The following is a 24,978-nucleotide window of genomic DNA, read 5'->3' as shown; positions in this document are numbered from 1 at the left end:
AGATGAATAAATTACTTTATGCTACATTTTCTTCTTGAATAAAAATTGAGTATAAACATGGCGCTACTGTATCGTTGTTATCACTTCATTTTAAAATGCATTGTTCTTATTATCGGTGTGCCGAATCCAAAGTTACATCGAGGCCCTCATGCACTGGCAAACGCTGTCCATGCACTTGATCTTAGTGAGGGCAGTCATGTACTGCTTGTCACAGACAAAACGCTAATTACACTTCCTGTCATCAATCAACAAATTGAGTTAGTTACAACGCTTGGCCTACAGCCAATTATTTTTACCGACGTTCATGCCAATCCGAGTATTGATAATGTAGAGCAAGGCTTTGCGTGTTATCGGCAACACAACTGTAAAGGGATTATCGCAATTGGCGGAGGCTCTGTGATCGACTGTGCTAAATTGATCGGTGCCAAAGCAGTCAAGCCACACAAAGCGGTGAGTGAGTTTAAAGGGCTTTTCAAAGTGCTCAAGCACCTACCCCCTAATATTGCCATTCCAACCACTGCAGGAACGGGTGCAGAGACGACGGTCGCGGCGGTTGTTAATGATCCCAAAGCACAATTAAAGTATGCGGCAACTGATTTTACTTTGGTGCCACATCATGCAGTGCTACTCCCGGAATTAACGGCAAGCCTGCCCGCTCACTTAACTGCAACCACAGCCATTGACGCGTTAACGCATGCAATCGAAGCGCTATTGAGTATCAATAGCCTCGCGTTTAGTAGACAACGTGCATTGCAGGCCTGTGATATTATTTTTACTCATTTACCAAATGCATATTCAAATGGAGCTGATTTGCATGCCAGAGAGCAATTACTATTGGCGTCATTTTATGCTGGTCAAGCATTTACCCGCACGTCTGTTGGTTATGTACACGCCATCTCACATCAATTAAGTGCAAACTATGGTACTGCCCACGGTTTATCTAATGCGGTACTACTACTGCCTGTTTTACGCTGGTACGGGCGAAGAATTGATGAGTCGTTGGCTATGATTGCTCGTGAATGTCGACTAACTTCTTTAGACTATCCAATAGCCAAGCAGGCTGAAGACCTGCTCTTACATATTGAGCAACTCCTCAGCAGTATGAATATCCAAACTCACTTTACGGAGCTGCGCAATGAAGATATTGATACTCTAGCTAGAGAAGCATTAAACGAGGCTCACCCTGATTACCCAGTCCCTTTTTTTATGAACCTCAATGAGTGTCGCAGTATTTTGCATGCCGTAAGTGTTACAGCTTAAAGCGGCGAACCAACTCAGTTAAAGAGTTAGCAAAACGGCTAAGTGATTCGCTTGCCTGGGCCATGTGCTGCATTTCACTCGCATTTTCTTTTGCGGTTTGCTGCGCGTTCGCCATCACGCTTTCTATTTTCTCACAGTGAGAGACCTGATCATTGGCAACGCCACTAGCGCGCTCGCTCAATTCATTTACCTGTAACAATACCTCTTCAATTTGCTCAATTGCTTCGGATAACGACTCACTGCGCTGAGCACAGGTTTGCGTCCCGCTTTGGCCATCAACGATAGCGCTGTTCGCTAATTTAGTGTCTTGTTGTAATGACTCAATCATCGTATTGATTTCATTCGTCGAGGACTGAGTGCGTGCGGCAAGCGTTCTAACTTCATCAGCAACTACCGCAAACCCTCGCCCCTGCTCTCCAGCACGCGCGGCTTCTATCGCAGCATTTAGCGCCAGTAAGTTCGTCTGCTCAGCAATTGATAAAATAGTATCTAAAATTGACTCAATATTTTCGCTGTGTTGAGTTAGCTTATCCATCACCTCCACTGCGTTGGCCATTTTCGTGTTAAGCGATAACATATGTTGTTTATTATCATTGGCGATTTGATTAACACTCAAGCTTTGCTGTTGTGCTTGTTTAATACTGCTAAGTGTGGTCGCCGACTCCTCACTGACTTGCTGTGCGCTACTGGCTATTTCAGAAGCCAAATGCGCTGCGCTGTCTATCCGTTTCAGTTGTTGTTGTGAGTTCTGTGCTAATAGATGACTACGCTGTTGCGTTGACTCTGACATTTGCTCCAGTTCATGTACTTTCGTATTAATGTCCTCTAACAACACTCTCAGGCTGTCTTTAACACGATTAATATTATCGATTAGCATGCCAAATTCATCATCGGTGCGCTTTTGCATCTCTCGAGAAAAGTCACCCTGCGCGAGATAACCCAGCATTTTATTAACAGCAGCCAAGGGCCCTAACATCGCGCGACTAGTTGATATTGCGATAGAGATAGCCAACACAATAAATACAACTGCCATAATTAATGCCGCTTGCTGAGCTTGTTGAATTTTTTGCTCGGCAATATTTTCATAAAAATTAAACTGCTCATCAGAGGCTTGTTGTAACTTCAAAAGCACATTCTGTACTTTCTCAGTAGCCTGTTCAGCCTCTTTATATGCCACCTGTGCTTGCTCTATTGCTGCTAGTTTTTGCTCAACACTTTGATACAAGTAGCCAGGTCCATCCAAAAGCTGGCTCATTGCCCTCAGCTGTTCATTAAATTCATTCAACAATACCGCGACATCTAACCCTTCAGATTGGCGCTTTAAAAACTCAAAGTTATCTTGAATATTACCTAAAAGAAAACGCACATCTTCTTGCTGTGCTTGCCAGTTCTCAGCTTCAAGTTGATTAATTACCTTCACATTATCGCTTAAGGTATACATCATATCGTCGATGCGTATACCCGTTCCGGCTACCTCGGCAAGCTGACGGGCATTATCAGTTTTGACAAGTTCCAAGTTTAACATAGCATCACTGGCCAAACTGCGGTGCTGCTCAAACGCTTGCATGTTCTTTTTGATTGCCATACGCGCTTCAAAAGTCGTCTGCTTGGCAGATAAAAGCCTCTTTGTTTGCTGCTCTATCTCTTTGCTAACAGTGACAATCTGGGTTAATAGGGCCGCAAACTGTGGCTTATTCGCCGTGATATCATCTAGCTGAGATAGCTTTTTTTGGTAACTTTGTTGTCCTTCAGAAAAGCGCAGACTGAGGTTTTGGAGGTTTTCTTTTTCCCTTTCACTAAACGCTTTAGAAACTAATTTGCTCAACGCACTTTGCTGCATCTGTAAAGCATTGGCTGTTTTTAAAATGGGCAAAGCGACACTTTTCACCTCGGTATTCGCATGGTGTATTTGTTTTAGTGCAGTGTAAGCCATGCCACTAGAGATAAGTAATAAGGCTCCCAAACTAGAAAACCCCAATATTATCTTTTGTTTGATAGAAAATTGTTTGAGCATTTAACTAATAGCGCAGCGCGCATACTCCTAAATACAAATCAAAAGGTTAATATTTCATACATGCCCAGAAATTAGAATAAAAACTTTAAAATTGTTTGTTATATCAAACTTCTAAAATTGCAAAAACAGTAAAAATCTTTTTAAACATGGCACAACCAAGCTCACTCAACAACTTTAAAAGCCAGTTTTGTTTCTAAAAGCTAAGGTCCCCCTCTTGAACCCTCTAAAATCAGCGGTAGCGTATTGTCAACGACATCCACAGCAAAGCTTGAGTAAGACAACTACCGCTGTGCAGCACGCATACGAACTTAAATTGAAGAAACCGACTATTTTGATGGCAGCACTTTAAACACATCAAATGAGCACAAATGGGCAAAGCTGAGCTAATCTGTTAATGTGGGATTCGCAGTGATAGTAGCTTTACTATAAAAATCAACGTACTCGTAAGGAATACTCGGCTATGAAAATGACTAAATATTACCTCATGATACTGACGGCTTGCCTATACTTAACATGGCTAAGTTATGGAGGTTGGTTTTTATTTCCTATCGTCTGGTTAACCATTTCCGTTGCCTGCGTCACCTTTGCTTACGCAACCAACTACCCCAGTTTGTTTCGTAAATCAGCAACCGGTGCGATCCCCTTTTGGGTTAAAGCACTATTTCTGCCCTATTTACTCGCAACACAACTTTACAACGCACTAATGCGCCACAACGATAAAGTGCCGGCTATTCAAGAGATCACACCCAACTTGTTTCTCGCATGTCGGCTGTTCCCCACTGATATTGAGACGCTCGAATCGCAAGGTATTAATGCTATCTTAGACGTTACCGCCGAATTTGATGGTTTAAATTGGTCAGCAGAACAAGAGCACTTGTATTATCTGAATTTACCCGTGCTAGATCATTACTCACCAAGCGAAACGCAGTTATTACATGCAATTAATTGGATCAAAGCTCAACATCAACTTGGCAATAAAGTAGTAGTTCATTGTGCATTAGGCAGAGGGCGCTCTTTCTTTATGCTCTGCGCCTACCTTTTAGCCACCGAGCCAACACTTTCTGAAAGACAAGTTATTGAAAAAGTGCAGTCTATTCGCAATACAGCAAGACTGAATAAAAAGCAGTTGAAACGTTTACTGATCCTAAGCAATTATATTAAAGAACACCAAGCCCCCAATATCTCATTGATTGTTAATCCCGTTTCAGGAGGGGGCAAATGGCAACAATACGCAAACCAAATCCTTGGCTTACTTTCGCAGCGCTATATGATTAATTGTCACTTCACGGACAAAGAAACGGATGTAACCAAGCTGGTACAATCGATTGCGCCATGCGATGCGCATACTTTCGTTGCTTGTGGTGGTGATGGCACAGTGGCTGAAGTCGCCGCAGCAATAAAAAATACGCACCACAGATTAGCAATACTGCCAATGGGTACCGCCAATGCACTGGCACATGTTATTTTTGGTATAGGGAGCAAAGTAAACCCGTTTAGTTATGCATGCAATGCATTGCTTGAACATCATATCGTTCAGATGGACACCCTTTTGTGTAACGACAAAACTGCATTACTCGTTGTTGCATTAGGCATAGAAGAAAAAATGATCACCTATGCTGATCGGGAGTTAAAAAACCAGCATGGCCAACTAGCTTATATTCAAGGCTTTATGGATGCGCTTTTAGATAGTAAGCCACTCAATGTTGAGATGCAGGTTGACAGTAAAGATATACAAAAAATAACTAGCTCAAGTTTAGCTATAGCCAATGCAGCACCAATGACAACCTTATTAGCACAAGGCGGTGGGGCGCCTGATTGGCAAGACGGAATGTTTGATATCACACAATTAGAATACCAAAGCGATACGAGCGATAAGCTGCTTAGCCTTACTGAGCTACTAAATCGCTCTGTGTCTGAGCAACCAAAAAATGCTAACGTAAAACATCAACAAGGAAAGTCACTACAGATCAGCGCATCAAAACCTTTCCATTATTGTATTGATGGCGAGATAGAAAAAGCTCAAAAGCTACATATAAAAGTATTACCCAAAAGCTTATCTGTTGTTGCACCGCCACTTTAAAACCTCGTAGATACCATTGCACATAAACTAAAAATTAGCCGTAATTACAAACTCCCAATTACGGCCAACTTGCGGCAGTACAGAGTTATAGAAACCTTGAGTACGCAGCAAGTTACCGCCATCATCAGTAAAAGTACTACCAGAATCTGCTGTACCAACCCCTGGGTGATAAATCTGACTATCAAACACGTTATTCACTTTAATGTGAGCGCTTAATTTACCACTGCGCCAAACCACACTTAGGTTCGTTGTTAGATAATCACCAAGTTTGATCCCCTCATCCCTAAGCGGATTTCTTAAATATAACTGCCTAGAAGAGATGTAATTAACCCGAGCATTGATACTCCACTTTTGGCTCACCGGTATATTTGCACCAACATTAAGCTTATGTGGTGCAATGTCCCCAAGTGCTACACGATAATCACCGCATAAACTGTCATCTTGCTCACAAGCGGCACTACCATTACCCACCCAGCGTGCACGTTGATGATCGTAATAAATATAACTGGTGACATCGGTATAGCTGTAATTAAAATAACTGCTTATCTGAGCTGCATCAAACCAGTGATTATCCATTTCATATTTCACTCTCCACTCAACCCCTTTAACGTCTCTTTTACCGGCATTATCTGCTTCTTCTTTAATCACGTTTTTATATTTACTATAAAAAGCAGACAAATCGCTAAATAGTGCGCCACGTTGATACATCCATATCAAGGAGAGATCTCTCACTTCTTCTGGCAATAAATTTGGGTTGGCGTTTCTGCCATTCCACCCTCCGTACAGCTGTATTGGAGCCGGCTCTTGAAACGCTGTTGCATAGATCAGCTTAACGGTATTGCTTTCATCATAATCATAAGTAGCTGCAAACCGAGGTTTTACAAACGTGCCATAAATTGAATTGTTATCCCATCTAACTGCACCACTGAGCGACCAATCATCTTCTTGTAATGTTGCTCTAAAGTACGCTCCTCTATCTGTTGTATTAATTAAGTTAGAGTCTGGCATGTCACCTAAGCCACCTAGCGATACCGGCATCGATTGGTCAGTAGAGTAATATACGCCTTTACCGAGCCCATACGGTCCTAACTCATCATCACGTTCTAATGAGCAAAATGCAGATGCCCAATAGCCACAAATTTCATACGCTTTTGTTAACTCTTTGCGCTCGTATTTTAGGCCTAATGCGTAATGCAATACATCAGAGTACTGATATTCATAATCTTGCCGCGCTTTAAAAGATGAACTGCGTGAGTTCCAGTCAGATATGGTTACATAAGATAGTTTGGCACGCTCACTTTGCTCGTCGGGGCTGGCCTCTGCCCAATCACCGTATCTTTGCTCTTTGCGAAAACTCACAAAGCTCTTAATGCCTATACCATTTTGCAATGTGTTTTGATGCTCAAGATAGTACATTGTTGTTTTTCGGCTCCAAGCTGCATTAGGTTGACCTCTGTCAAAACTAAATTGCACGCCGTACCCATTATGCGTGATCCAATGATTTAATCCTAAAGTAAAGTTATCTAAACTCACTTCTCCAAAAACACCACTTTCTCTGTCTTTTGAGACATACCGACCATATGGCACACCATCATGTCCGTGAGTGAGCACAGGGCCCCAAATTCCCTTGTCAGATAAATATTTTTCATCGACAAACCCCCAACTTGCCATATCGTCAAGCTGTGGGCCATCGCTTTCAAACGCCTTTGCACTTAGCCAATAACTCCATCGTTCATATTTGCCTTGGGCGCTCATATCGAGCCCTTTGGAGTTGAAGTCAGCCAACTGAGCTTGCATAGTAAAGTCGCTGCCGTCTTGCTCTAAATCTTTGCCTTTTTTAGTGATAATATTAACGATCCCTAGAAAGGCATTTGGGCCATACACCGCGCCTGCTGGCCCCGATAACACCTCAATACGTTCAACACCTGTTAGCGGAATTTGCCTATTGGCAGGAAAGTCGTGACTCCAAAGGTGGTTATTAATGATGCCGTTAACCATGATCAAAGAGCGCTGCACACTGGGCGTACGATAGCCACGCTGATAAAAAGTAACCCTATCGGGGCTATTTGTTATATTGATATCGAACCCCGACAAATCTGAAAGCACTTCACTAATATTAGTATAACCACGTTGTCGGATCTGAGCTGCTGTAACTACTTGGATAGAAGCCGGTGTATTTCGCAGTTTTTCTTCTCTGTCTGAACCTGAAGTAACCGATAAATCCAATAGGTCGTCTAAAGTCAGCTCAAACAACTCATCAGAGGATTGAGAATAGGCAGAAAAGCTGACAGAAAAACAATACAACATGCAGCTAAAACTAAACAAAGCTTTCATTATGAACATCGACCTGAAATAAAATCAGCTAGTTATAGGTATAGTTTAATCTGCCTAAATCGCAATATTTCAAACAGCCTGTGAGTGTATGTTTATGGCATAATTTACAACCGCTTGAGCATGCAAATAAGTGGTATCAAATAGCGGTAATGCACTATCTTTCTGGGAAATCAATAAGCCAATTTCAGTACATCCGAGTATGACCCCTTTTGCTCCTCGCTGACTTAACAAATCAATCACGTTAATATATTGAGCTTTTGAACTTGTGCATATTGTACCCACACACAGCTCTTGATAAATAATGTTATGTACAGTGTCTTGCTGCGACTCGCTAGGTACTACGATTTTTAATCCATGACTCTTCAATCGCTCGATGTAAAACGATTCTTGCATGGTAAAACGGGTCCCCAGAAGTGCAGCACATTCAATACTTTGTGCCTTTAGCGCATTGGCAACCACATCTGCAACATGTAACACAGGCAATGACGTATATTGCCTGATCTGCTCAACAACCTTATGCATTGTGTTGGTACAGATCACTAGGCACTGTGCGCCAGCAAGCTCCAATCCTTTGGCCGCTTCACCCAATATTTGGCCACACTGCTCCCAATCACCAGCGCGCTGCAAAACTTCAATATCTGCAAAATTAACACTATTCATTATTATTTTTGCACTATTAAGCCCCCCTAAATGAGACTTAATACCTTCATTAATCAAACGATAATAACTGAGCGTAGACTCCCAACTCATGCCCCCGAGTAATCCTATTGTTTTCATACCGACTCCTATACAATTTCTTCGCCAGCTTCATCAATGGCAACAATATCATGCTCAAGTAGCGCCGCCTCTACCCAACTTTTCATTGCAGGGCAACTGAGCGCCGTTTCCATGTAAATTCTGGCCTGTGGGTTTAACTCGATGCCGTAAGTTTTAAATCTCAATACTACTGGAGCAAACATGGCATCCGCTATCGACCACTGGCCAAATAGCCATCCACCATTATCTGCAAAGTGCGCCATTTGCTCAGTCCAAATTTGCTCTATGCGAGCAATATCTTTTTTACACGCATCGGACGTCGTTAAACGACGTTTAGCGCGAATATTCATTGGCATTTCATTACGCAGCGCGTTAAACCCAGAGTGCATTTCACATGCTATGGCACGCGCTTTTGCTTTAGTTGCGCCACTCCTAGGCCATGCGTCACCAGACAAATAAGTATCATTGATGTATTCACAAATTGCGAGTGAATCCCAAACGTGTGTATTCTGGTCAACTAAAGTAGGCACTTTCATGCTTGGTGTAATCCCTTTTAAGCGCTCATAAAAGACAGAAGTATCGAGTGGAAGTTTTACTTCTTCGAACGGAATATTATATTTTTCAAGTATTAGCCAAGCCCTCAATGACCATGTGGAATAGTTCTTGTTGCCTATATATAACTGCATTTTATTGTTCCTTGATAAGTAATGTTCGCTTATTAAAGCGAATAATATCGGCCATGACTAACGGATAATTTTGATATAACCTATCAGCATTACTGATAGGTTTGGACGCAAAATGGATATCGATGCATTGAGAAGCTTTTTGGCATTTGTTGAAACGGGTAGTTTTACCCGCGCGGCAAAACAAGTCAGTCGTACTCAATCTGCCATCAGCATGCAGATGAAAAAGCTAGAGCAAGATTTAGGCAAGTCTTTATTTATAAAACAAGGCAGAACGCTTAACTTATCTTTGGATGGGCAAATTTTTGCGCGCTATGCCAAACAGTTAGTGCAACTTCATGATGACACACTGCAACAAATGAATGCCGCCCAGCCAAGTACGCTATTGCGATTAGGTTGCCCTGATGATTACGCAGAATCTGTGTTGCCCATATTAGTGCAGCTCCTCCACCAGCATTGGCCAAATCTTGATTTACAAATAACCTGTACACCTAGTAACCGAGTAAAAATCATGATTGATAGTGGTCACCTTGATTTAGCTGTCATCACGCGATCTTCTGACTCAGAAGAAGGCTATTTACTCGAATCAACGCCTGGTGTTTGGGTTCATTATCCAAAAAAACAAATAGCGCTAAACTCTCCTATTCCCATCGCTATTTTTCAGCGGGATTGTCGCTTCCATCAAGCAGCCATTGAAGGGTTACATAAACAAAATCAAGCTTATAAAATTGTTGCCTGCAGCGGCAGTGCAAGCGCTCTGAGGGGGATTGTGAAAAGTGGCTTAGCAGTTAGTGCTATGGGTAAACTCAGTGTTGGTGATTTAACGATATTAGATGATAAATCTTTGCCAAGCCTGCCTGTTGCAGACGTTGTGTTAGTTCGCTCTAATAGTCAGCAAAACCCAGTATCGGACAATTTTTGTTCAACCTTGGCGCAGCAATACGCTGTACAAGCACAAAGTATCGACATCGCTAGTTGACAGTACACATGCCGCTGTGAAACAACGGCATGTTTTGTTTAGCTCGTTTGCGCCTCAAACTTATAACCCGCACCATAAATTGAATGAATAAACTCATGTTCAGGTGCAATACCGTGTAACTTTTTGCGGATTTTTTTAATGTGGCTGTCGATAGTTCTATCGCTGACAATGTGACTGTCGTCATAAATATGGTCCATCAGTGCATCTCTGCTATAGATCCGCCCGGGATGACCATACATAGCTTTGAGCAGCATAAACTCAACATGCGTTAAAGACACTCGAGCACTCAAAAATGATGCAAACAAGGTTTCTTCATCGAGTTTTAGCTTGCTTTCAACATCTGTTACCTGGCCATGCTCATTCAACGCCACACGTCGTAAAATAGCTTTAACTCGGGCAACCACTTCTTTTGGGCTGTAGGGTTTACAAATATAATCGTCGGCACCAATTTCTAGACCAAGTAATCTATCAACCTCTTCTACCTTGGCGGTGATCATCACGATTGGTACATTTGAGTATGCTCGGATCCGCCTACAAATTTCAATGCCATCGACATTTGGTAGCATTAAATCGAGTAAAATGAGTGCTGGCTGCTGGCTTTTATAAGCAGGTTCTGCATCGGCGCCATCAATTACAATATGTGAGGTAAACTCTGCTTGCGCCAAATACTTATTTAAAATATCGGCAAGTTTAGGCTCATCTTCTACGATAAGAATATGTTTGTTCGACACACAGGCTGTCCGTTTAATGTCTCAGTTCAATCATAATAGCGACACCACCGAGTTCACTCAAGCACGCTTTTATTTCACCGTTATGTGCCTGCACAATACTTTGGCATATCGCTAAACCTAAGCCAGACCCTCCAGCGGCTCTACTTCGCGCTCCTTCCACTCGATAGAGCCTGTCAAATAACTTATCTAACTGACTCTGCGGCACGCTAGGAGCACTATCTTGCCAGCAAATACTCGTAACACCATCTTGTTGCAATACCTTAACGTCTAACGTACCTGGTTGTTGTTCTGATGAGTCTGTGTAACGCAAAGTATTTTGTAATAAATTATCAAATAACTGCCCTAAACGTTGCTCATCACATTCAATCTCAAGATGTTCATTACACTGCAACGAAAAAGCGAGATGTTTGGCGTCGATAAGGTGTCGACTTTTAGCAAAGGTACGAGACAGTAAGTCGTATAAATTATGCTGGGCCATATTGTAAGTTAGTGCCCCCTTATCTGATAACGATAATTGGTGTAAATCATCCACTAGACGAGTTAAGCGCTGAATTTCTTCATTCAATGACATTAACTGCTCGGTTTGTGTGGGTATAACTCCATCAATCATTCCTTCTATCTCAGCACGGATCACCGCAATTGGTGTGCGCAGTTCATGCGAGATATCGGCAATCCATTGTTGCCGAGCACTTTGGTTTTGCGCCAAGGTATCTGCTAGGCGATTCATATCCCGCGCAAGTAGCCCCAATTCATCCTTACTATGAATATCAACTTGCGCGTCATAGTTACCTTGTGCCAACACTTTGGCATTTTTTCTAAGCAGAACAATCGGTTTTACTAAGTATTTACTAAATGGTACGGCCAATATGATGGTCACCAATAACGCTATCAACGCGATTAAAATAAACTGCTGCTGTTGCTGTTTAGCAAATAGCGTATCAAACTCGTTTCTGATCAGGCCACTGCCTTCAACACCTAGAAATGCAATCATTCGCTGTTGTTTAGGCTCAGCTAAATGGTCAGTTTTGTATACTGGGAACCAAAATGTATTTTTAGTGTTTTTTGTATTACCCATCAACAACTTGCCGTGTGCATCTTTGAGTAAAAGTCGTCGTTCTACTGCTCTTCTTGGCGGAGGCGGCCGGCGTTCTCTCTGTGACCGAACTTGGTCCTCTGCGCGCCGCCTTTGAGGGCGGTGTCTGGGTTCATCATTTTGCCTTTGCTCATACCGGCGCAGTGGTTGACGCGGCGCTATACGCCTGCGTGGCGTGCCTTCATCGCTCAAATCATAATATATGCGAACCACTTCCTCCCACGCGTCAGAACCTTTATCTACCCAATCAAGTGATTGGTGTTGCTCATAGGTTTGGGCTACTTTTGCTATTACTTCTTGCAACTGCACACGTGAGGTATTTTCTATGTACTGGGAAAAACTTTTTTCAAAAGCCAGTTTATTTGCAACGTAAATGGCCAGCACCAAGGCGGTATTGGCCAATAAAATAATGAGCAGTAATTTGACGCGAATGGTCATTTTCATAAAATTTGGTTATCCACCTACCGGTCGTGGCGAACGTAGGCGCAAATTGTCAGGATCTGGCAGTCTGCGACTAGGTACCCACCTTCTAATACATTCTTTATCTTTAGCACAACGGTCTGTAAGCGCATGCAAAAACGCAACGAGATCTTGCTGTTGTCCTGCATCTAAGTTTGCTGCAACAAAAGGCGACTGACGCAATAATTGTAGCGCTGCTTCAGTGTTTTGACGTGCATTTTGGTTAAGTGTCTCACACTGGGCGCTGGTGGCAAACTGCTTTAAACCACATGCACCACCACGTTGAAAAAACGCCTCAACAGTTTGCTCTGGGTTGGCGTAATGACTCACTACTTGCTCTAAGCTTTCGTAAGCACCGGCATGACTATATGGCGCAGTTAATGCAACATTCAGCAAGCTTGGAACACGAAACGCAAATTGATTTCGTGCTTGTGGGTCAATCGCTGCTCGACCTATATCGGCATGGGCTTCATCTGTACCAATACCATATTGTGGAAAAGCTAAGTTAAAAAAGCCATCATTGGTAAAGCGCTCACCACTGTGACAGTTAACACACCCCGCTCCGCCATCAGCAATTTGTGTAAAGAACAGCTTTGCTCCTTGTTTTTGTTGCTCACTCAGCGCACTCAAATCACCTCGTACATAGCGATGCCAGTCTGTGTTTATCATCACAAAAGAAGCTTGATATTGGCCCAGTGCAAACGCAATATTATCAAAAGTCACAAGCGATGCGGCATCAGCTTGAGAGTCAAACGCTTCACGAAACATTTGTAGCCAATCATTGGTTTCAAGCGACCCTTGCTCTGCCCCGTAATCACCGATACGCTGTGCAAGGTGTGTTCTGAGCGCTTCATTCGTTGTTACATCTGGAAATGCCTCGCCGCGCATTTCTTCTTTTGAAGTCACAGGAAAACGCGCCAAAGTACTCACTAAAGTGTCACCAGCATTATCGTCAGGCACACCAAAGCCCGAGTCTGGCGTACTAATAAAACTTGTTTCGTTGCCTTGCTCATCAGTCATAGTGACACGCTCTATACGCCCATCCCAAAATAATGAATTAGTTGCTAAACCGGTATTAAAAATCGTTGGCGAATTACGAGGTATGTTGATCTCATCGTTGATCGCTCTGCGGTTTGGGCCAACAACATTTTCTGCCACAGCATTGGTGCCTATAGGGAAGGATAGACCATCCGCGCCGCCCAAACGTGGGTCATGACAGCTTGCACAGGCAACGGATTTTTCACCCCCGAGTGCTTTGGTAAAGAATAGTTGCATCCCCAAACGGGCGATGGGATCAGAAATTTTTGGTAACTGCCTGGCACCCGCTACGCGACCAGTCAAGCCATTTTGCGAGATCAAAACGCTAAGCGCTTGATCTAGTGGTGTAGCGGGTTGTGCACCAGGAGGCTGACGTGGTGGCGGCGTTCTTGGTTTTGCATGTAATGTTGCTACATGAATTGTACTTAGCACAGCAACTAACATTGCAGCGTGCTTGAGAGGTGCTTTGTTCATAGTCACTCCAAACCAATTGTGTTTTGAAGTTTAACCATGGCAAGCAAAAGTGCAGCAAATGTGAAAGCACCAGTGTAATAACGACATCAAGTGACATTTTATGCGCCATGACAGGTAAACATTGTTAGGTGGCCACAAATGTTTACAGTGGGAAATGTAAACTCACACGTCTCGCCCAGTGTTTCGACGATACTTTTCTTTATTCTTGGCACCAATTCGATAAAGTAGCCCTCGGACTGCGCGGCGAAAGCTCGGAAATAAATAACTAAAGGTGGCTAATTTACCACTGGCACTTGGCATTGCTATTTCAGCCTTGGTTGATTGACTGAGCGACACGATAGCATCAGCGACTTGCTCTGCACTACTCATCGGCTGCGAATAAACAATGTCTTCAACTTGATCAATTTCATCCATAATGAAACCCGTATCAATGGGTCCTGGTGATACAACCGCAACGTTGATTTTGCTCGTTATAAGTTCATCATGAAGCGCATAAGTGAATGCTCTTAAACCAGCCTTTGTACCGCTATAAGTCGCAGCACCTTGCAAAGGTGTTAACCCCGCTAAAGAGCCTACCATTACAATGGCATTGTGTTCGCTACTAGGCATATGCTTTATTGCCAAAGCACTGAGCACCATTGGCGCTCTCATATTTACATCCACCATGGCTGCGACATGCTGTGCCGATAACTTACAAAAATCACCTCGATAGTGCAGCCCAGCGTTATTGACCAACACATTAATAAAGCCAAACTGTTCAACAGTTTGAGCGACGATTCGCTCACAATCACTTAACGATGCGACATCAGCTTGAACCAATAAAACATGGCATTGCGGGTAACAGGCTAACTGCGCTTGCATGTTTTCAAGGGGAGCCAGATTTCTTGCCACCAGCACCATATTAATACCATTTGGATAAGCTTTCGCGTAAGCAAGTGCCGACGCCGCCCCAACGCCTTTTGAGGCACCAGTTATGATGATTGTGGGATTGTTCTTATGCTCCATTGTATTGCTCTGTGTTAGTCTTATTATGTGTGAATATCACTATAAATGCTGTTGTTCAACATACTCAACTAAAAAGGACTATTTAACCATGCCAAAGGTTGTTAAAGGCTTATTATTGTTCTGTACTCTAATGGCGATAATTACCGCGATAGCACACACCAGCTGTATCGTTTTGGGAGAGCAATGCTACAGAGCGCAGCTTGCACCACGGTTTATTATTGATTCAGCCAATGCAGGCACTTTGCTTGCACCTGTAACAACACTTTTTTTGAGTACTTTATTCTTAGTTTGCGGCGCATATGCATTTGCTGCAACAGGTCTTATTCGCTCGCTTCCCCTGCAACGAGTCGCACTAGCGGTGTTAGCTGTGATGTGTTTACTTAGGGGGTTGGCAGCCATTCCCCTAAGTATTATATTTTGGCAGCAAACCAGCGTGTTTTCGATTATTGCCAGCACTATCTGGTTTTTATGTGGTTGTGGGTACGCTTTAGGCTGGCACTATAGTAAACGTGCCGCCCCTTAAGATAACTTTGCAATTGCAATAGCAGCACGCAGGCGGTTTTTACCAAATGTTGCCATTTTAGAAAACTCTTCCAGACCAATGGGCACATGTTGGCAGTCTATCGCCTGTTGCGATGCATCCAAATCTGGGTCATGCACGTAAACACAGTGCTCATCTATAGCGGTTACACAGACCCAGTGAGGTGCTTTTTTACCATCGAGACGATAGGTACTAATAAGCATTAAAACACCATACCCGGCTTTGAGCAGCTCATATAGTCGCTCTAATTCCAGTGGTGTTTCATTGAGCTCACATCCCAAGTTATAAGCCTGAGCAATAAACTCATCATGCACTGTACACATCACTTGCTTTTTCTCTTCGCTTCTAACCCCATTCAAAAATAGTGCGCTGAGTTGTGTTAAAAATACACGCGCTTTAAAACCTCGCTTAATGGCTGATAGAGCAAGCCCGACAGGGTGGCAACCGCCATGTCCGCTAGTCATGAAAATCGTGGTCGCTTCTCGCCAAATAGCTAACTCATCGATTTGTCTAAGCATTGTGCTTTTCTCTAAGCTATGCATTGCCATTAATAGAGCTGCGGGCCCACAAGTAAACTCAGTGGTTTGTTTATACCAAGGCACTTGAAGCTGCACTCCCTTGCCATCAAAGCGTGCTACACGCTTTTGCATGCGTAAAGCTTCACTACCATCGCCATAGTAATCACTATATGCACCGAACACTTGATAACCCAAGCTCCTGTAAAGCGATATGGCGGCGTGGTTAAGGGCTGAAACTTCTAGACGAAGATATGCTCGTCCTTTACGCTGCGTAAGTTGCTCAAGCTCACTTAGCAACAACTGCGCAATCCCCTGACCACGATAGGCTGGCATTACCGCTAAAGAATACAACCGGGCTAGCCGCGTGCCTTTGAGACACCACACAAGACCATAGCCCACGATTTCTTTTTGGCTGCTTGCAACTAAAAACAAAGCATGCTTTGCGCTTAACCAGTGCTTTAAACTGCGTTTACTTAAACGGTCACTACTAAAGCAAGTTTGCTCAACTTTTGATAACTGTGTTAAATCCCCTAGCTGAGCCAAACGCAATGTAATGGCACTGTTATTCATACTTGCCTCTAGCCTCAAGCCGCCTGACAAACTCAGCCATGATCAGCATGTACAGCTCATTACCCAAATAGGCATCTTCAACTTTATGGTCGATACTGGGGTTGTCATTCACCTCTATTACATAGGCCTTACCATTAAGCTCTTTGATATCTACACCATACAAGCCATTTCCAATTACTTTGCAAGCTTTTAGCGCTGCAGATAACACTGCTCTTGGCACTTCAAATGTAGGTAAGGTTTCAAAGCCACCTGAGTTGAAGCGTTTGGAATTGTGGTTGTATATTTGCCAATGATTTCTAGCCATATGATAACGACAAGCATAAATTGCTCTGCCGTTCAGCACTCCGACTCGCCAGTCAAAGTCCGTGTATAAATATTCTTGCACAAGCACCAGTGCACTTTCAGCCAATAACGCCTCTAAATGTGCCAAAAGCTCTTTTCTATCGGCGACCTTATACACACCGCGTGAAAATGACCCTTCTGGCATTTTTAGCACCATTGGGTAGCTAAATAGAGACTCTAAAACGCTGAGTGTATTATCTGAGGCATCACTGACTACGTGCGTTTTTAAGGTTGGTACTTTGGAATAACTAAACGCATCATGTAGATATACCTTATTGCAACAACGAAGAATGGATGTTGCATCGTCAATGACCACTACCCCAGCACTTTCAGCTTTGCTAGCCAAGCGATACGTCTGATGATCTATTGCGGTTGTTTGGCGAATAAACAGCGCATCATATTGGTTAATGTCTTCAAGTGTATTGATAGTTTTGACTTGCGCATGGATCCCATTTTTACGTGCAGCTTTAACAAACTTCGCAATTGCATCCTCATCACTAGGAGGTGATGGTTCTTGAGGGTCGACTAAAATAGCCATTTCCCAGCGCGCATGTTGCTGCTTTACGCCAACACGCCAAGATGACTCGCTGAGCTTTGCGACAACTCTAAGAAACTGTGATTTTTGTTGCTCATCTAACTGTGTAATTGAGCCCTGCTCTACCAATAAACGACTATCATCAACCGCACGTACACGCAGCAAAGGCGCCGCAAAACGCTTGTATAAAGTAGTTGCCAAGGGGTGCAAAGCCTGGTTGTCTGTTTGACCAAAGAACACCCATTGAGACTGATTTTCCAAAGCTCTACGCTCCGCATTACTTAGGCTCAGCTCAATATGCTCGGTTCGTAACGCGTTAATTGTTTTAACTGTCGGTAATACAACGTGCTTTCGGGCTTCTGCAAGCAATGAGCAATAGTAACCTTTACTTAGGTACTGGCCAGTATCGCATAAGTTTATAATGCGTGTTTTTGGTTCATCGCGTTTGGGGTAATCTTGTAAGTATTGTTCAAAACTCAGCACATTCGCTAAATCAAACTCAGCTGCGGTTTTTTCCGATTCAACCACAATCAAAGTTTTTAACATGGTCATTCCTAATCATTAAAGACATACATCACTAAAAAAATTCTCAAGTGAATAGCTGCTTTGTACTACTAAGCATTGAGCGATTTATAAAGCGAAAGTACCTTACTGACTAGCAAGTTATTTTTATCTATACGATAAGAGATTTATTTAAGAGAATTAAACGAACTTACACATTCCCAAACCCAGCGGCTCTCCCGTACGAACAATGTAATCGTATTGCTCATAAAACGCTTCTTTGCCTTTTGCGGATAACAAAGCAACCGTCGCACCGAGTTTGGCATTTTTAGCTACATATCTTTCAATTTCATACATTACAGCATGCCCAAGCCCTTCACCTTGATAATCGGGCGCAACTACCACATCTTGAATGTAAAAGAATAAGCCACCATCGCCTATCACTCGCCCCATCGCGATAAGCGCATCTTGATGACGGATAGTAACGTGAAATAAAGAGTTATTGAGGCTAGTTTGAGCCAAAATTTCATCGGTTTCGCCCCAGCCGACTTGTTTCCTAAGCAGTGCAAACTCTCGAACTGTTGGTGCTTTATTACTAATTTGATAGGCCATATTAATCCATACAATCCCGATTGGTGACGTTGCTTATCACTTTACACAATAAAGCAACGAAGCTCACCAATTATCAAACTGAGTCAGCCTGCTCTGACGTTGTATTAGCATGCTGTGGAAAAGTAATGCAAAATTCAGTGCCTTTCCCAAGTTGACTCGTTACTTCAACACTACCTTGTAAACTGTTTTCTACAAGGTTTTTTACGATATATAACCCAAGCCCACTGCCGCCTGAGCCTAACCGTGTTGAATAATATTTATCAAATACCTTTGGTAATTTTTCACTATCGATGCCTTTACCATCATCCATTACTTTTAAAGTAATTGACTGCTCTAGTTCAGACACTTCAATGTTAATATGCCCACTCGTGTTATCATCAAAAGCATGTATTAGCGCATTATTAATCAAGTTAATAAGGATCTGTGAAAGCACGCCTACGTCCGCCGTCACCTGCAAAAGGTCTGGGCAGGTAATATTTACGGTATGTGGTGAACGTTTCAGCTTTGGTTGTAATACTCGTTGAATGTCATATAGATAATCGGTCAAATTACATTCAGTAACCGCGCCGCTAAATTCCCCGACAACAATATGCTTAAAGCTATTAATTAGATTGGTCGCATTATTTAGGTTAGACAAAATAATATCGTAGCTCTGGGCAGAATTTTCTATAAAGCTCTGAAGCTCGCTTTTGGCTAAGCTTTGATGCTGTACCTTTTGATTAATTTGCTTCTGTTTATCATCAAGATGACTGATAGCAGTACCGATCACACTCAAAGGTGTTCCAAGCTCATGGGTTAATTCGCCTACCATTTCACCTATATGACTAAATTGCTGAGAAGTTTCTAACTGCTGATCTTTCAACTTAGACAACTTTTCAAGCTCAAGCGTTTTGTCTCGTAACGTGCCTATCAGCTCATCTCGCAAATTGATTAATGCCTGTAACTGAAGGTGAGTTGACACTCTAGCCAACAACTCCTCTTGGCGGATTGGCTTGGTTACATAATCAACCGCACCAACACTAAACGCCTCTACGATGTCACTTAGCTCAGCCTTACCTGTTACAAATATCACAGGTACATCTTTTACTTTATCTAAAGATTTCAAGCGTCGACATGTTTCAAAGCCGTCTATACCCGGCATCATGACATCTAGAAGAATTAAGTGGGGTAAGAAAATAGTAGCGATATTTATCGCTTCTTTTCCCGACGTCGCGAACGCCACTTCGTAGCCCTCAGCTTCTAAAAAGCTAGTCAACAGCTCTAAATTCTCAGCTTTATCATCAACTATCAATATTCTACAATTGTTGAGTGACACCAGATCATCATTCATCTTGCACCTCATCTAGCGCAGCTACAAAGCCTGCCATATCAAATCTACTTATAAACTTAGCCAAATATTGTGCAAGTTGCTTGTTGTCTGGCTGCTCTTGCTCAATTTTTTGTAAGATTTGCTTAATTTTTGACGTGCCATTAATTTTTGCTGATAGCTTTAACTGTTCAAGCTGTTCATGCGCCAATGAAAAGCTTGATAAATCTATGCTATCTTGCTCACTGGCGGCTTCACTGTCTTCTTGCTGGAGTTCTTCTGCTTCAAAATGGTCAGGGAAAAAAGACACCAATGAGTCAAATATTTGACCTATTGTGTAAGGTTTACCTATAAACTGATCAAAGCCAATGCTTAAATAATGTTGCACCTCATGATGTAGGCTAAATGCCGAGATAGCCACGCATTTCAACTCATCAAGGCCCAGTTCACCACGGATAATTTGTACCGCTTCATCGCCACGCATTATGGGCATGAGCAAGTCCAAAAATACGATATCGAACTTCTTGAGTTTAATTTTATCAATCGCCTGTTGCCCATCTTCGGCATAGTCGACACTGATACCACATGATTCGAGCGTCTGCCCTAGTATTTCTCGGTTGTAAGCAACATCGTCCACACATAAAGCATGTAGTGTTTTGCCGCGACGAAGGCTAAGTTGAGTATGCTCAGATGACTTTAGCTGCTCAAAATCTTGTTCAGCTTGAGGCAGGGTTAAACTAAATGAAAAACAGCTTCCTTCTCCTAAAGTAGACTCAACATGAAGTGCTCCGCCCATCATCTCTACTTGTTTGCTGGATATACACAAACCCAATCCAGTTCCGCCTTTTTCTAAGCCTGCGCTTCCTTGTGTGAAGCTACTAAATAAACTTTCCAATTCCTGTTTTGAAATACCAGGGCCGGTATCATGCACTTCAAAATGATAAGTATTTTCATCAACTTTAGAGTGAATGAGTTTTACTTCACCACTATCGGTGAATTTAACGGCGTTACCAAGTAAATTAATCAATACCTGTCGGATCTTGCCCTGATCACCATGCACGCCAATTTTGCCACTAACGTTATTCTGCAAACTCCACGATAACTGCTTTTGCTCGCATTTGAGCTTAAACATACTACCAAGGTCATCAAGCAAGCTACTTAGCTCAAAGTCGGTTAAGTTCAACTTACTCGAACCGGCTTCAATTTTTGATATATCTAGTACGTCGTTAATAATGTCGAGCAAGTGATTGCCTGCTCGAATGATTTTGTTCATGGTCTGTTTGTGGTTTTGAGAAAGATCTTTTGCTCTTTCCATTAACTGAGCAAACCCCAAAATAGCATTAAGTGGCGTGCGGATCTCATGACTCATGTTAGACAAAAACATACTTTTCGCTAAATTAGCTTGCTCAGCACGTTCTCTTGCCGCATTTAGCTCTTGCGTGCGCTCGCTAACTTGATTCTCAAGGTCAACGTTGTTGTCACTGAGCTTGGCTTGTAATTGATTGTTTTGCCATGCAATTTCAATGCTCTGCCCCAAATTCAAAAGCAGTAATTCCTCTTGCTCTTCAATATGATTAGCATACTGAGCAATCGCAAACAGCGGCCCTTTTGATTGCCGTTCACCGATATACAATAATGCAAAATTTTCCATTACAGCACTGTGATAAAACCTAGCATCATATTTATTTACAAATGGCTCTAGGACCGAGTTAGGGATCTCCAGCTGTGCGCCTTCAGGCAACCTAACCTCAAACCGATTCAATTCAAGGTTAAGCTCAGCGATATAAGAAGCAACAGGACTTGGTTCAAATTGTTGGCTAAGCGGCAACGTTTCTGCCAAAGATTGAAATGCTTTTATCTCAAATTCAACCAGTTCAGACTCACTTAGTAAAGCATTGGTACACTTTATTATTTTATCTAAGCCAAGCTGGACACACTCGGTTTTTTCCAAATGTTGATAGGTGCGTAATGCAACTAAAACCGCAGCCTTTAACTTGCTACTTGTCAGCTCCGTTTTAGTTTTGTAGTCATTAACATCATAGTCGCGAGTTATTTCTGACTCTGGTGCCATACCTGGTTGCCCGGTCCGCAATATAATGCGAACTTTACTATTTAACTCTACTTCTCGCACATACTTTGCAAAATCTAACCCTGCTTCTGCGGTTTCCATCACCACATCGAGCAAAATCAAGGCAATATCTTTATGTTCAGCAATTACTTCCCGCGCTTGCTCGCCACTGTGCGCATGCAAAAACGTAACACCTCTTTGGTCAAACTGCATTTGGGCAAGCACTAACTTGGATATTTGGTGGATGTCTTCTTCATCATCCACAATCAATATTTTCCAAGGTGGTTTCGCCTCTTGTTCTTCAGGTTCTTCATCCGAGCTAAATAAGATTGAATCATCGTCAAACATAGGACATCTCATTTTGTGATCCAAGTTTTAAGTGTAGTGAAAGAATCACAAAACTGGATATCAAAATTACGAATATCTTGATATTTTTGAACGTATTATTTTACCAGTCTTGGCACAAATACTTCGCAATATAAATAGTCAATGTTGGAGGGCAATTAAATCAATGGCTCTCTAATCTACGCTCTTAGCCCTATGATAACATTACCTTTTTAGGACAAACTGTTCTACACTGTTGATAACTTGATTAAACTCACTTTGGCGTAAATATGAACCTAAAAGAGTCAACAAACACTCTAATTGATTTTATAAAACAACAAGATATAAAAGGACTAGTAGACTTTTATGTACAAAGCAGCGCCAATGAAAACATTGCACATCTTAAATACCTGTATCAACAAGCCATGCAGGAGCAAGCTTATTATCAATTCTGTCAAGACATAGTCATCTCTCTTTTAGCGAAGAAACCGCTTCCAAAAGCGCTCATTGCGGGGATTAATAACATTGATAAGTTAACATTTTTTACGCCTGCGCTGAGCGAGAGTGAAGGGTTTGTGTTGCAAAATGAACAACAAAATACCATTTTACATGTTTTGTTGAGTGAGCCTAACGACCCCCCTCCTTTTAACTACATTCGCTCGTTACTGCTGTTTGAACGAAATGAATCGTTAGCGCCTGCATTAGCAACACGAAACGAACAACAACTGTTGCCAATGGAGTGCTACCTAGCCTTTAACCGATGCTTTGAACCTTTGCAGCCCCACGAGCTTAGTGCTGCACTTGCGCTACTAGAAGCTCAAGTTAAGCAAGTTCCCAGTGCAATTAATACACTAAGACTGATTTGCAACCATTTAAAAATCAACATGAAAGGTAATAATTTAACAAGCAGTCATCACCGCATTATATTGCTCGGTGCAGCCTTTGAGTGTTCAAGTGAAGATGTGATGACTTTGTTGCACTAAAGAGTAATATAGTCTTTAGCCAACATTTTGTGATAACACACTTTATCATACAAAATATGCGCAGGGTTAGGGTCAACAACCTCTACTTCAATGTTGTTCCTCCTTGCAATTTCAAGTGCTATTTGTGTTATGTTGACACTAAATGATGTACCAATAAATACCATCTTGGTCGCGTTTTCCATCATTGTGTATGCTTTATTTATTTGATAAAGCTCTGTGTAATATTCATCAAATAATAATACATAAGGCTTTAGAGAGTGATTGAATTCGGGCCCCTTGCTTGGAATTTTAAATACCTCAAGCAGCGACTGCTTTAGGTTATTTTCGTCTATACCTTCCCAAGGTGCAGGCTCCACCCTAACAGGTTGCCCTTGTCTGTGATACAAAGTAACTTTGTCAATACGCCCATGAATTGACACATAATTTTTATTCCCTGCTTTTCCATCCAAACCATCAATATTTTGTGTAATAAGCGATTTATCGTTTAGCCAAACATGCACTTCATTTGGACCATGATGCTGATATGTAACAAATCGCTTATAGTACCAACACAAAAACTCCCCAGGATTGTGCTCGTACATAGCCCTTGTCGCCATTTCTTGCGGCGTGTAGTTTTGACTGCCTATTGTCCAAAAACCATCTTCCCCCCTAAAAGTAGGAATACCGCTTTGCGCACTCACGCCCGCACCTGTGATGTATAATGTTTCCAAAGTTTAACACTCCACTTTGCTCTTTTTTAGCAATAAGCTTACCCGCTCACCAAATTGAAATAATGCCAAACTCGCGATAATAATAGCAGCACCAGTTAACAGGCTTGCTGTTAGTTGCTCATTGTTCAACCATGCGCCAAAAGTGATCGCAAAACCCGGCGTGATCAACGTCGTCAATGCGACGGTACTCGCTGATAGCTTTTGCAACACATGAAAATAGGCTAAAAATCCAAGCAAAGAGCCGATTACTCCCAAATAGAGTGTTGCCCAAATAGATTTCGCTTGCCAAGTATCAATCGCTACAGTGCCATCAAATATCATCCAAAGCACAGCAAACATAGGTGTTACAAACAATAAGGCTCCAAATGTAGTGGCCATAGGGTGAATGGCAACTTTTATTCGCTTTATCAACACGCCGCTGAGGCTAAAGCAGCACACCGCCAGTAAAACGTAACCAAGCCCTATGGGAGCTAAGTTAAGTTGTTGAATTTGCGAAGAGCAAATCAGGTATAAGCCAAACAAAGCGAGCAACAATGCAATTAATTTTACTGGTGTGAATTTAGCCTCCCCCAGAAGTTTTTGTGCAAGTAGCCCAGATAGGATCGGTGCCAAACCAAAAATTAAAGAAATAACGCCTGAGGGGACTGTCTGCGCGGCTAGATAACTCAGTGACATACCCCCTAAGATACCCAATGCGGAATACAGGTAAAGTTTACAAGCGCGCCGATTCCAAGGCACACGTGTATTACTAATCGCTATCACTAACCCAGCCAAAAGCAAAGCAATCATCATGCGCAGCAATACACTCAATAACGGCGGCATGCTCTCGCTGCTCCATACTATTGAGAGCGGTGTTGTTGACCAAACAAAAATAACAAACAAATACGATGCCTGAACGGGCATGGCCTAAATCCTTGCTCTAGGATGATAAAAGAGGAGAGAAGAACTAACACTAACCGCTTTTATCATCGCGGTTAGAGAAAAAGCAATTAACCGCAGCGCACACAAAAGACCATAACTGCCAAGTTATGCAGCCATGATGTTTTATTGAGTACATGCGTT

General features: G+C 42.4%; 20 protein-coding genes. 5 read left to right on the top strand and 15 right to left on the bottom strand.

Annotated elements, in window-relative coordinates:
• The first annotated feature begins 57 nt into the window (after positions 1-57).
• The gene (locus GDK41_RS04710; protein WP_152085324.1) at positions 58-1,260 is read left to right on the top strand and encodes an iron-containing alcohol dehydrogenase; all 1,203 of its coding nucleotides are present in this window, start codon (positions 58-60) and stop codon (positions 1,258-1,260) included.
• Here GDK41_RS04710 and GDK41_RS04705 read toward each other — a convergent pair.
• Positions 1,250-3,274, bottom strand: a complete 2,025-nt coding sequence (locus tag GDK41_RS04705) for a methyl-accepting chemotaxis protein (protein ID WP_152085323.1) — start codon at positions 3,272-3,274, stop codon at positions 1,250-1,252. The two genes, GDK41_RS04710 and GDK41_RS04705, sit on opposite strands and share 11 nt — an antisense overlap.
• A gap of 460 nt (positions 3,275-3,734) precedes the next feature.
• Here GDK41_RS04705 and GDK41_RS04700 point away from each other — a divergent pair, with 460 nt between their 5' ends.
• Positions 3,735-5,354 carry a diacylglycerol kinase family protein gene (locus GDK41_RS04700; RefSeq protein ID WP_152085322.1) on the top strand — a complete coding sequence of 540 codons (1,620 nt, stop codon included), beginning with the start codon at positions 3,735-3,737 and terminating at the stop codon, positions 5,352-5,354.
• Positions 5,355-5,381: 27 nt separating this feature from the next.
• Here the strand turns inward: GDK41_RS04700 and GDK41_RS04695 are convergent, their stop codons facing one another.
• The 3 genes from GDK41_RS04695 to GDK41_RS04685 form a co-directional block, all read right to left on the bottom strand.
• Positions 5,382-7,688 (bottom strand): TonB-dependent receptor plug domain-containing protein, encoded by a 2,307-nt coding sequence (locus tag GDK41_RS04695; protein ID WP_172971549.1) that lies wholly within the window; start codon positions 7,686-7,688, stop codon positions 5,382-5,384.
• A 69-nt stretch (positions 7,689-7,757) separates the two neighbouring features.
• The gene (locus GDK41_RS04690) at positions 7,758-8,465 is read right to left on the bottom strand and encodes an aspartate/glutamate racemase family protein (protein ID WP_152085320.1); all 708 of its coding nucleotides are present in this window, start codon (positions 8,463-8,465) and stop codon (positions 7,758-7,760) included.
• 8 nt (positions 8,466-8,473) lie between these two features.
• Positions 8,474-9,130, bottom strand: coding sequence for a glutathione S-transferase family protein (locus tag GDK41_RS04685; RefSeq protein ID WP_152085319.1), 657 nt, complete (start codon positions 9,128-9,130; stop codon positions 8,474-8,476).
• A 112-nt stretch (positions 9,131-9,242) separates the two neighbouring features.
• Here GDK41_RS04685 and GDK41_RS04680 point away from each other — a divergent pair, with 112 nt between their 5' ends.
• Positions 9,243-10,106, top strand: coding sequence for a LysR substrate-binding domain-containing protein (locus GDK41_RS04680; RefSeq protein WP_152085318.1), 864 nt, complete (start codon positions 9,243-9,245; stop codon positions 10,104-10,106).
• A 38-nt stretch (positions 10,107-10,144) separates the two neighbouring features.
• Here GDK41_RS04680 and GDK41_RS04675 read toward each other — a convergent pair whose 3' ends face one another.
• The 4 genes from GDK41_RS04675 to GDK41_RS04660 all read right to left on the bottom strand — a co-directional run bounded on the left by GDK41_RS04675 (position 10,145) and on the right by GDK41_RS04660 (position 14,906).
• On the bottom strand, positions 10,145-10,837 hold the full coding sequence (locus tag GDK41_RS04675; RefSeq protein ID WP_152085317.1) for a response regulator: 693 nt from the start codon (positions 10,835-10,837) through the stop codon (positions 10,145-10,147).
• Positions 10,838-10,850: 13 nt separating this feature from the next.
• Positions 10,851-12,374 (bottom strand): ATP-binding protein, encoded by a 1,524-nt coding sequence (locus GDK41_RS04670; protein ID WP_152085316.1) that lies wholly within the window; start codon positions 12,372-12,374, stop codon positions 10,851-10,853.
• A 9-nt stretch (positions 12,375-12,383) separates the two neighbouring features.
• Positions 12,384-13,901 carry a cytochrome-c peroxidase gene (locus GDK41_RS04665; RefSeq protein WP_152085315.1) on the bottom strand — a complete coding sequence of 506 codons (1,518 nt, stop codon included), beginning with the start codon at positions 13,899-13,901 and terminating at the stop codon, positions 12,384-12,386.
• Positions 13,902-14,063: 162 nt separating this feature from the next.
• Positions 14,064-14,906: an SDR family NAD(P)-dependent oxidoreductase gene (locus tag GDK41_RS04660; protein ID WP_152085314.1), complete on the bottom strand. Its 843-nt coding sequence runs from the start codon at positions 14,904-14,906 to the stop codon at positions 14,064-14,066.
• A gap of 88 nt (positions 14,907-14,994) precedes the next feature.
• Here GDK41_RS04660 and GDK41_RS04655 point away from each other — a divergent pair, with 88 nt between their 5' ends.
• Positions 14,995-15,429: a hypothetical protein gene (locus GDK41_RS04655; RefSeq protein WP_152085313.1), complete on the top strand. Its 435-nt coding sequence runs from the start codon at positions 14,995-14,997 to the stop codon at positions 15,427-15,429.
• On the opposite strand, the gene GDK41_RS04650 is transcribed toward GDK41_RS04655, so the two are convergent.
• The 5 genes from GDK41_RS04650 to GDK41_RS04630 all read right to left on the bottom strand — a co-directional run bounded on the left by GDK41_RS04650 (position 15,426) and on the right by GDK41_RS04630 (position 22,247).
• Complete coding sequence (locus GDK41_RS04650) at positions 15,426-16,535, bottom strand: GNAT family N-acetyltransferase/peptidase C39 family protein (RefSeq protein ID WP_152085312.1); 1,110 nt, start codon at positions 16,533-16,535, stop codon at positions 15,426-15,428. The two genes, GDK41_RS04655 and GDK41_RS04650, sit on opposite strands and share 4 nt — an antisense overlap.
• Positions 16,528-17,958: a RimK family protein gene (locus GDK41_RS04645; RefSeq protein WP_152085311.1), complete on the bottom strand. Its 1,431-nt coding sequence runs from the start codon at positions 17,956-17,958 to the stop codon at positions 16,528-16,530. Before GDK41_RS04645 ends, GDK41_RS04650 begins: the two co-directional genes overlap by 8 nt.
• Positions 17,959-18,114: 156 nt before the next feature.
• Positions 18,115-18,525, bottom strand: a complete 411-nt coding sequence (locus GDK41_RS04640) for a GNAT family N-acetyltransferase (RefSeq protein ID WP_152085310.1) — start codon at positions 18,523-18,525, stop codon at positions 18,115-18,117.
• 73 nt (positions 18,526-18,598) lie between these two features.
• The gene (locus GDK41_RS04635; RefSeq protein WP_152085309.1) at positions 18,599-19,855 is read right to left on the bottom strand and encodes a hybrid sensor histidine kinase/response regulator; all 1,257 of its coding nucleotides are present in this window, start codon (positions 19,853-19,855) and stop codon (positions 18,599-18,601) included.
• Positions 19,848-22,247, bottom strand: coding sequence for a response regulator (locus GDK41_RS04630; RefSeq protein WP_172971548.1), 2,400 nt, complete (start codon positions 22,245-22,247; stop codon positions 19,848-19,850). The genes GDK41_RS04635 and GDK41_RS04630 overlap by 8 nt, the downstream gene beginning before the upstream one ends.
• A 266-nt stretch (positions 22,248-22,513) precedes the next feature.
• Here GDK41_RS04630 and GDK41_RS04625 point away from each other — a divergent pair, with 266 nt between their 5' ends.
• Positions 22,514-23,206: a hypothetical protein gene (locus GDK41_RS04625; RefSeq protein WP_152085307.1), complete on the top strand. Its 693-nt coding sequence runs from the start codon at positions 22,514-22,516 to the stop codon at positions 23,204-23,206.
• Here GDK41_RS04625 and GDK41_RS04620 read toward each other — a convergent pair.
• Positions 23,203-23,916, bottom strand: coding sequence for an SIR2 family NAD-dependent protein deacylase (locus GDK41_RS04620; RefSeq protein WP_152085306.1), 714 nt, complete (start codon positions 23,914-23,916; stop codon positions 23,203-23,205). The two genes, GDK41_RS04625 and GDK41_RS04620, sit on opposite strands and share 4 nt — an antisense overlap.
• 3 nt (positions 23,917-23,919) lie before the next feature.
• Positions 23,920-24,819: a DMT family transporter gene (locus tag GDK41_RS04615; RefSeq protein ID WP_152085305.1), complete on the bottom strand. Its 900-nt coding sequence runs from the start codon at positions 24,817-24,819 to the stop codon at positions 23,920-23,922.
• Between the last annotated feature and the right edge of the window lie 159 nt (positions 24,820-24,978).

This window comes from Pseudoalteromonas sp. A25 (genome assembly GCF_009176705.1).
Classification (GTDB): Bacteria; Pseudomonadota; Gammaproteobacteria; order Enterobacterales; family Alteromonadaceae; genus Pseudoalteromonas.
This window is presented reverse-complemented; position numbering and strand designations above follow the sequence as displayed.

Excerpts from the sequence above, each read along its gene's own strand:
- GDK41_RS04615 (WP_152085305.1), bottom strand. The coding sequence starts at position 24,819 with ATGCCCGTTCAGGCATCGTATTTGTTTGTTATTTTTGTTTGGTCAACA.
- GDK41_RS04640 (WP_152085310.1), bottom strand. The coding sequence starts at position 18,525 with ATGGCCTATCAAATTAGTAATAAAGCACCAACAGTTCGAGAGTTTGCA.
- GDK41_RS04645 (WP_152085311.1), bottom strand. The coding sequence starts at position 17,958 with ATGTTAAAAACTTTGATTGTGGTTGAATCGGAAAAAACCGCAGCTGAG.
- GDK41_RS04690 (WP_152085320.1), bottom strand. The coding sequence starts at position 8,465 with ATGAAAACAATAGGATTACTCGGGGGCATGAGTTGGGAGTCTACGCTC.
- GDK41_RS04635 (WP_152085309.1), bottom strand. The coding sequence starts at position 19,855 with ATGAATGATGATCTGGTGTCACTCAACAATTGTAGAATATTGATAGTT.
- GDK41_RS04670 (WP_152085316.1), bottom strand. The coding sequence starts at position 12,374 with ATGAAAATGACCATTCGCGTCAAATTACTGCTCATTATTTTATTGGCC.
- GDK41_RS04700 (WP_152085322.1), top strand. The coding sequence starts at position 3,735 with ATGAAAATGACTAAATATTACCTCATGATACTGACGGCTTGCCTATAC.
- GDK41_RS04680 (WP_152085318.1), top strand. The coding sequence starts at position 9,243 with ATGGATATCGATGCATTGAGAAGCTTTTTGGCATTTGTTGAAACGGGT.
- GDK41_RS04655 (WP_152085313.1), top strand. The coding sequence starts at position 14,995 with ATGCCAAAGGTTGTTAAAGGCTTATTATTGTTCTGTACTCTAATGGCG.
- GDK41_RS04625 (WP_152085307.1), top strand. The coding sequence starts at position 22,514 with ATGAACCTAAAAGAGTCAACAAACACTCTAATTGATTTTATAAAACAA.
- GDK41_RS04705 (WP_152085323.1), bottom strand. The coding sequence starts at position 3,274 with ATGCTCAAACAATTTTCTATCAAACAAAAGATAATATTGGGGTTTTCT.
- GDK41_RS04650 (WP_152085312.1), bottom strand. The coding sequence starts at position 16,535 with ATGAATAACAGTGCCATTACATTGCGTTTGGCTCAGCTAGGGGATTTA.
- GDK41_RS04710 (WP_152085324.1), top strand. The coding sequence starts at position 58 with ATGGCGCTACTGTATCGTTGTTATCACTTCATTTTAAAATGCATTGTT.
- GDK41_RS04695 (WP_172971549.1), bottom strand. The coding sequence starts at position 7,688 with ATGAAAGCTTTGTTTAGTTTTAGCTGCATGTTGTATTGTTTTTCTGTC.
- GDK41_RS04630 (WP_172971548.1), bottom strand. The coding sequence starts at position 22,247 with ATGTTTGACGATGATTCAATCTTATTTAGCTCGGATGAAGAACCTGAA.
- GDK41_RS04665 (WP_152085315.1), bottom strand. The coding sequence starts at position 13,901 with ATGAACAAAGCACCTCTCAAGCACGCTGCAATGTTAGTTGCTGTGCTA.
- GDK41_RS04685 (WP_152085319.1), bottom strand. The coding sequence starts at position 9,130 with ATGCAGTTATATATAGGCAACAAGAACTATTCCACATGGTCATTGAGG.
- GDK41_RS04660 (WP_152085314.1), bottom strand. The coding sequence starts at position 14,906 with ATGGAGCATAAGAACAATCCCACAATCATCATAACTGGTGCCTCAAAA.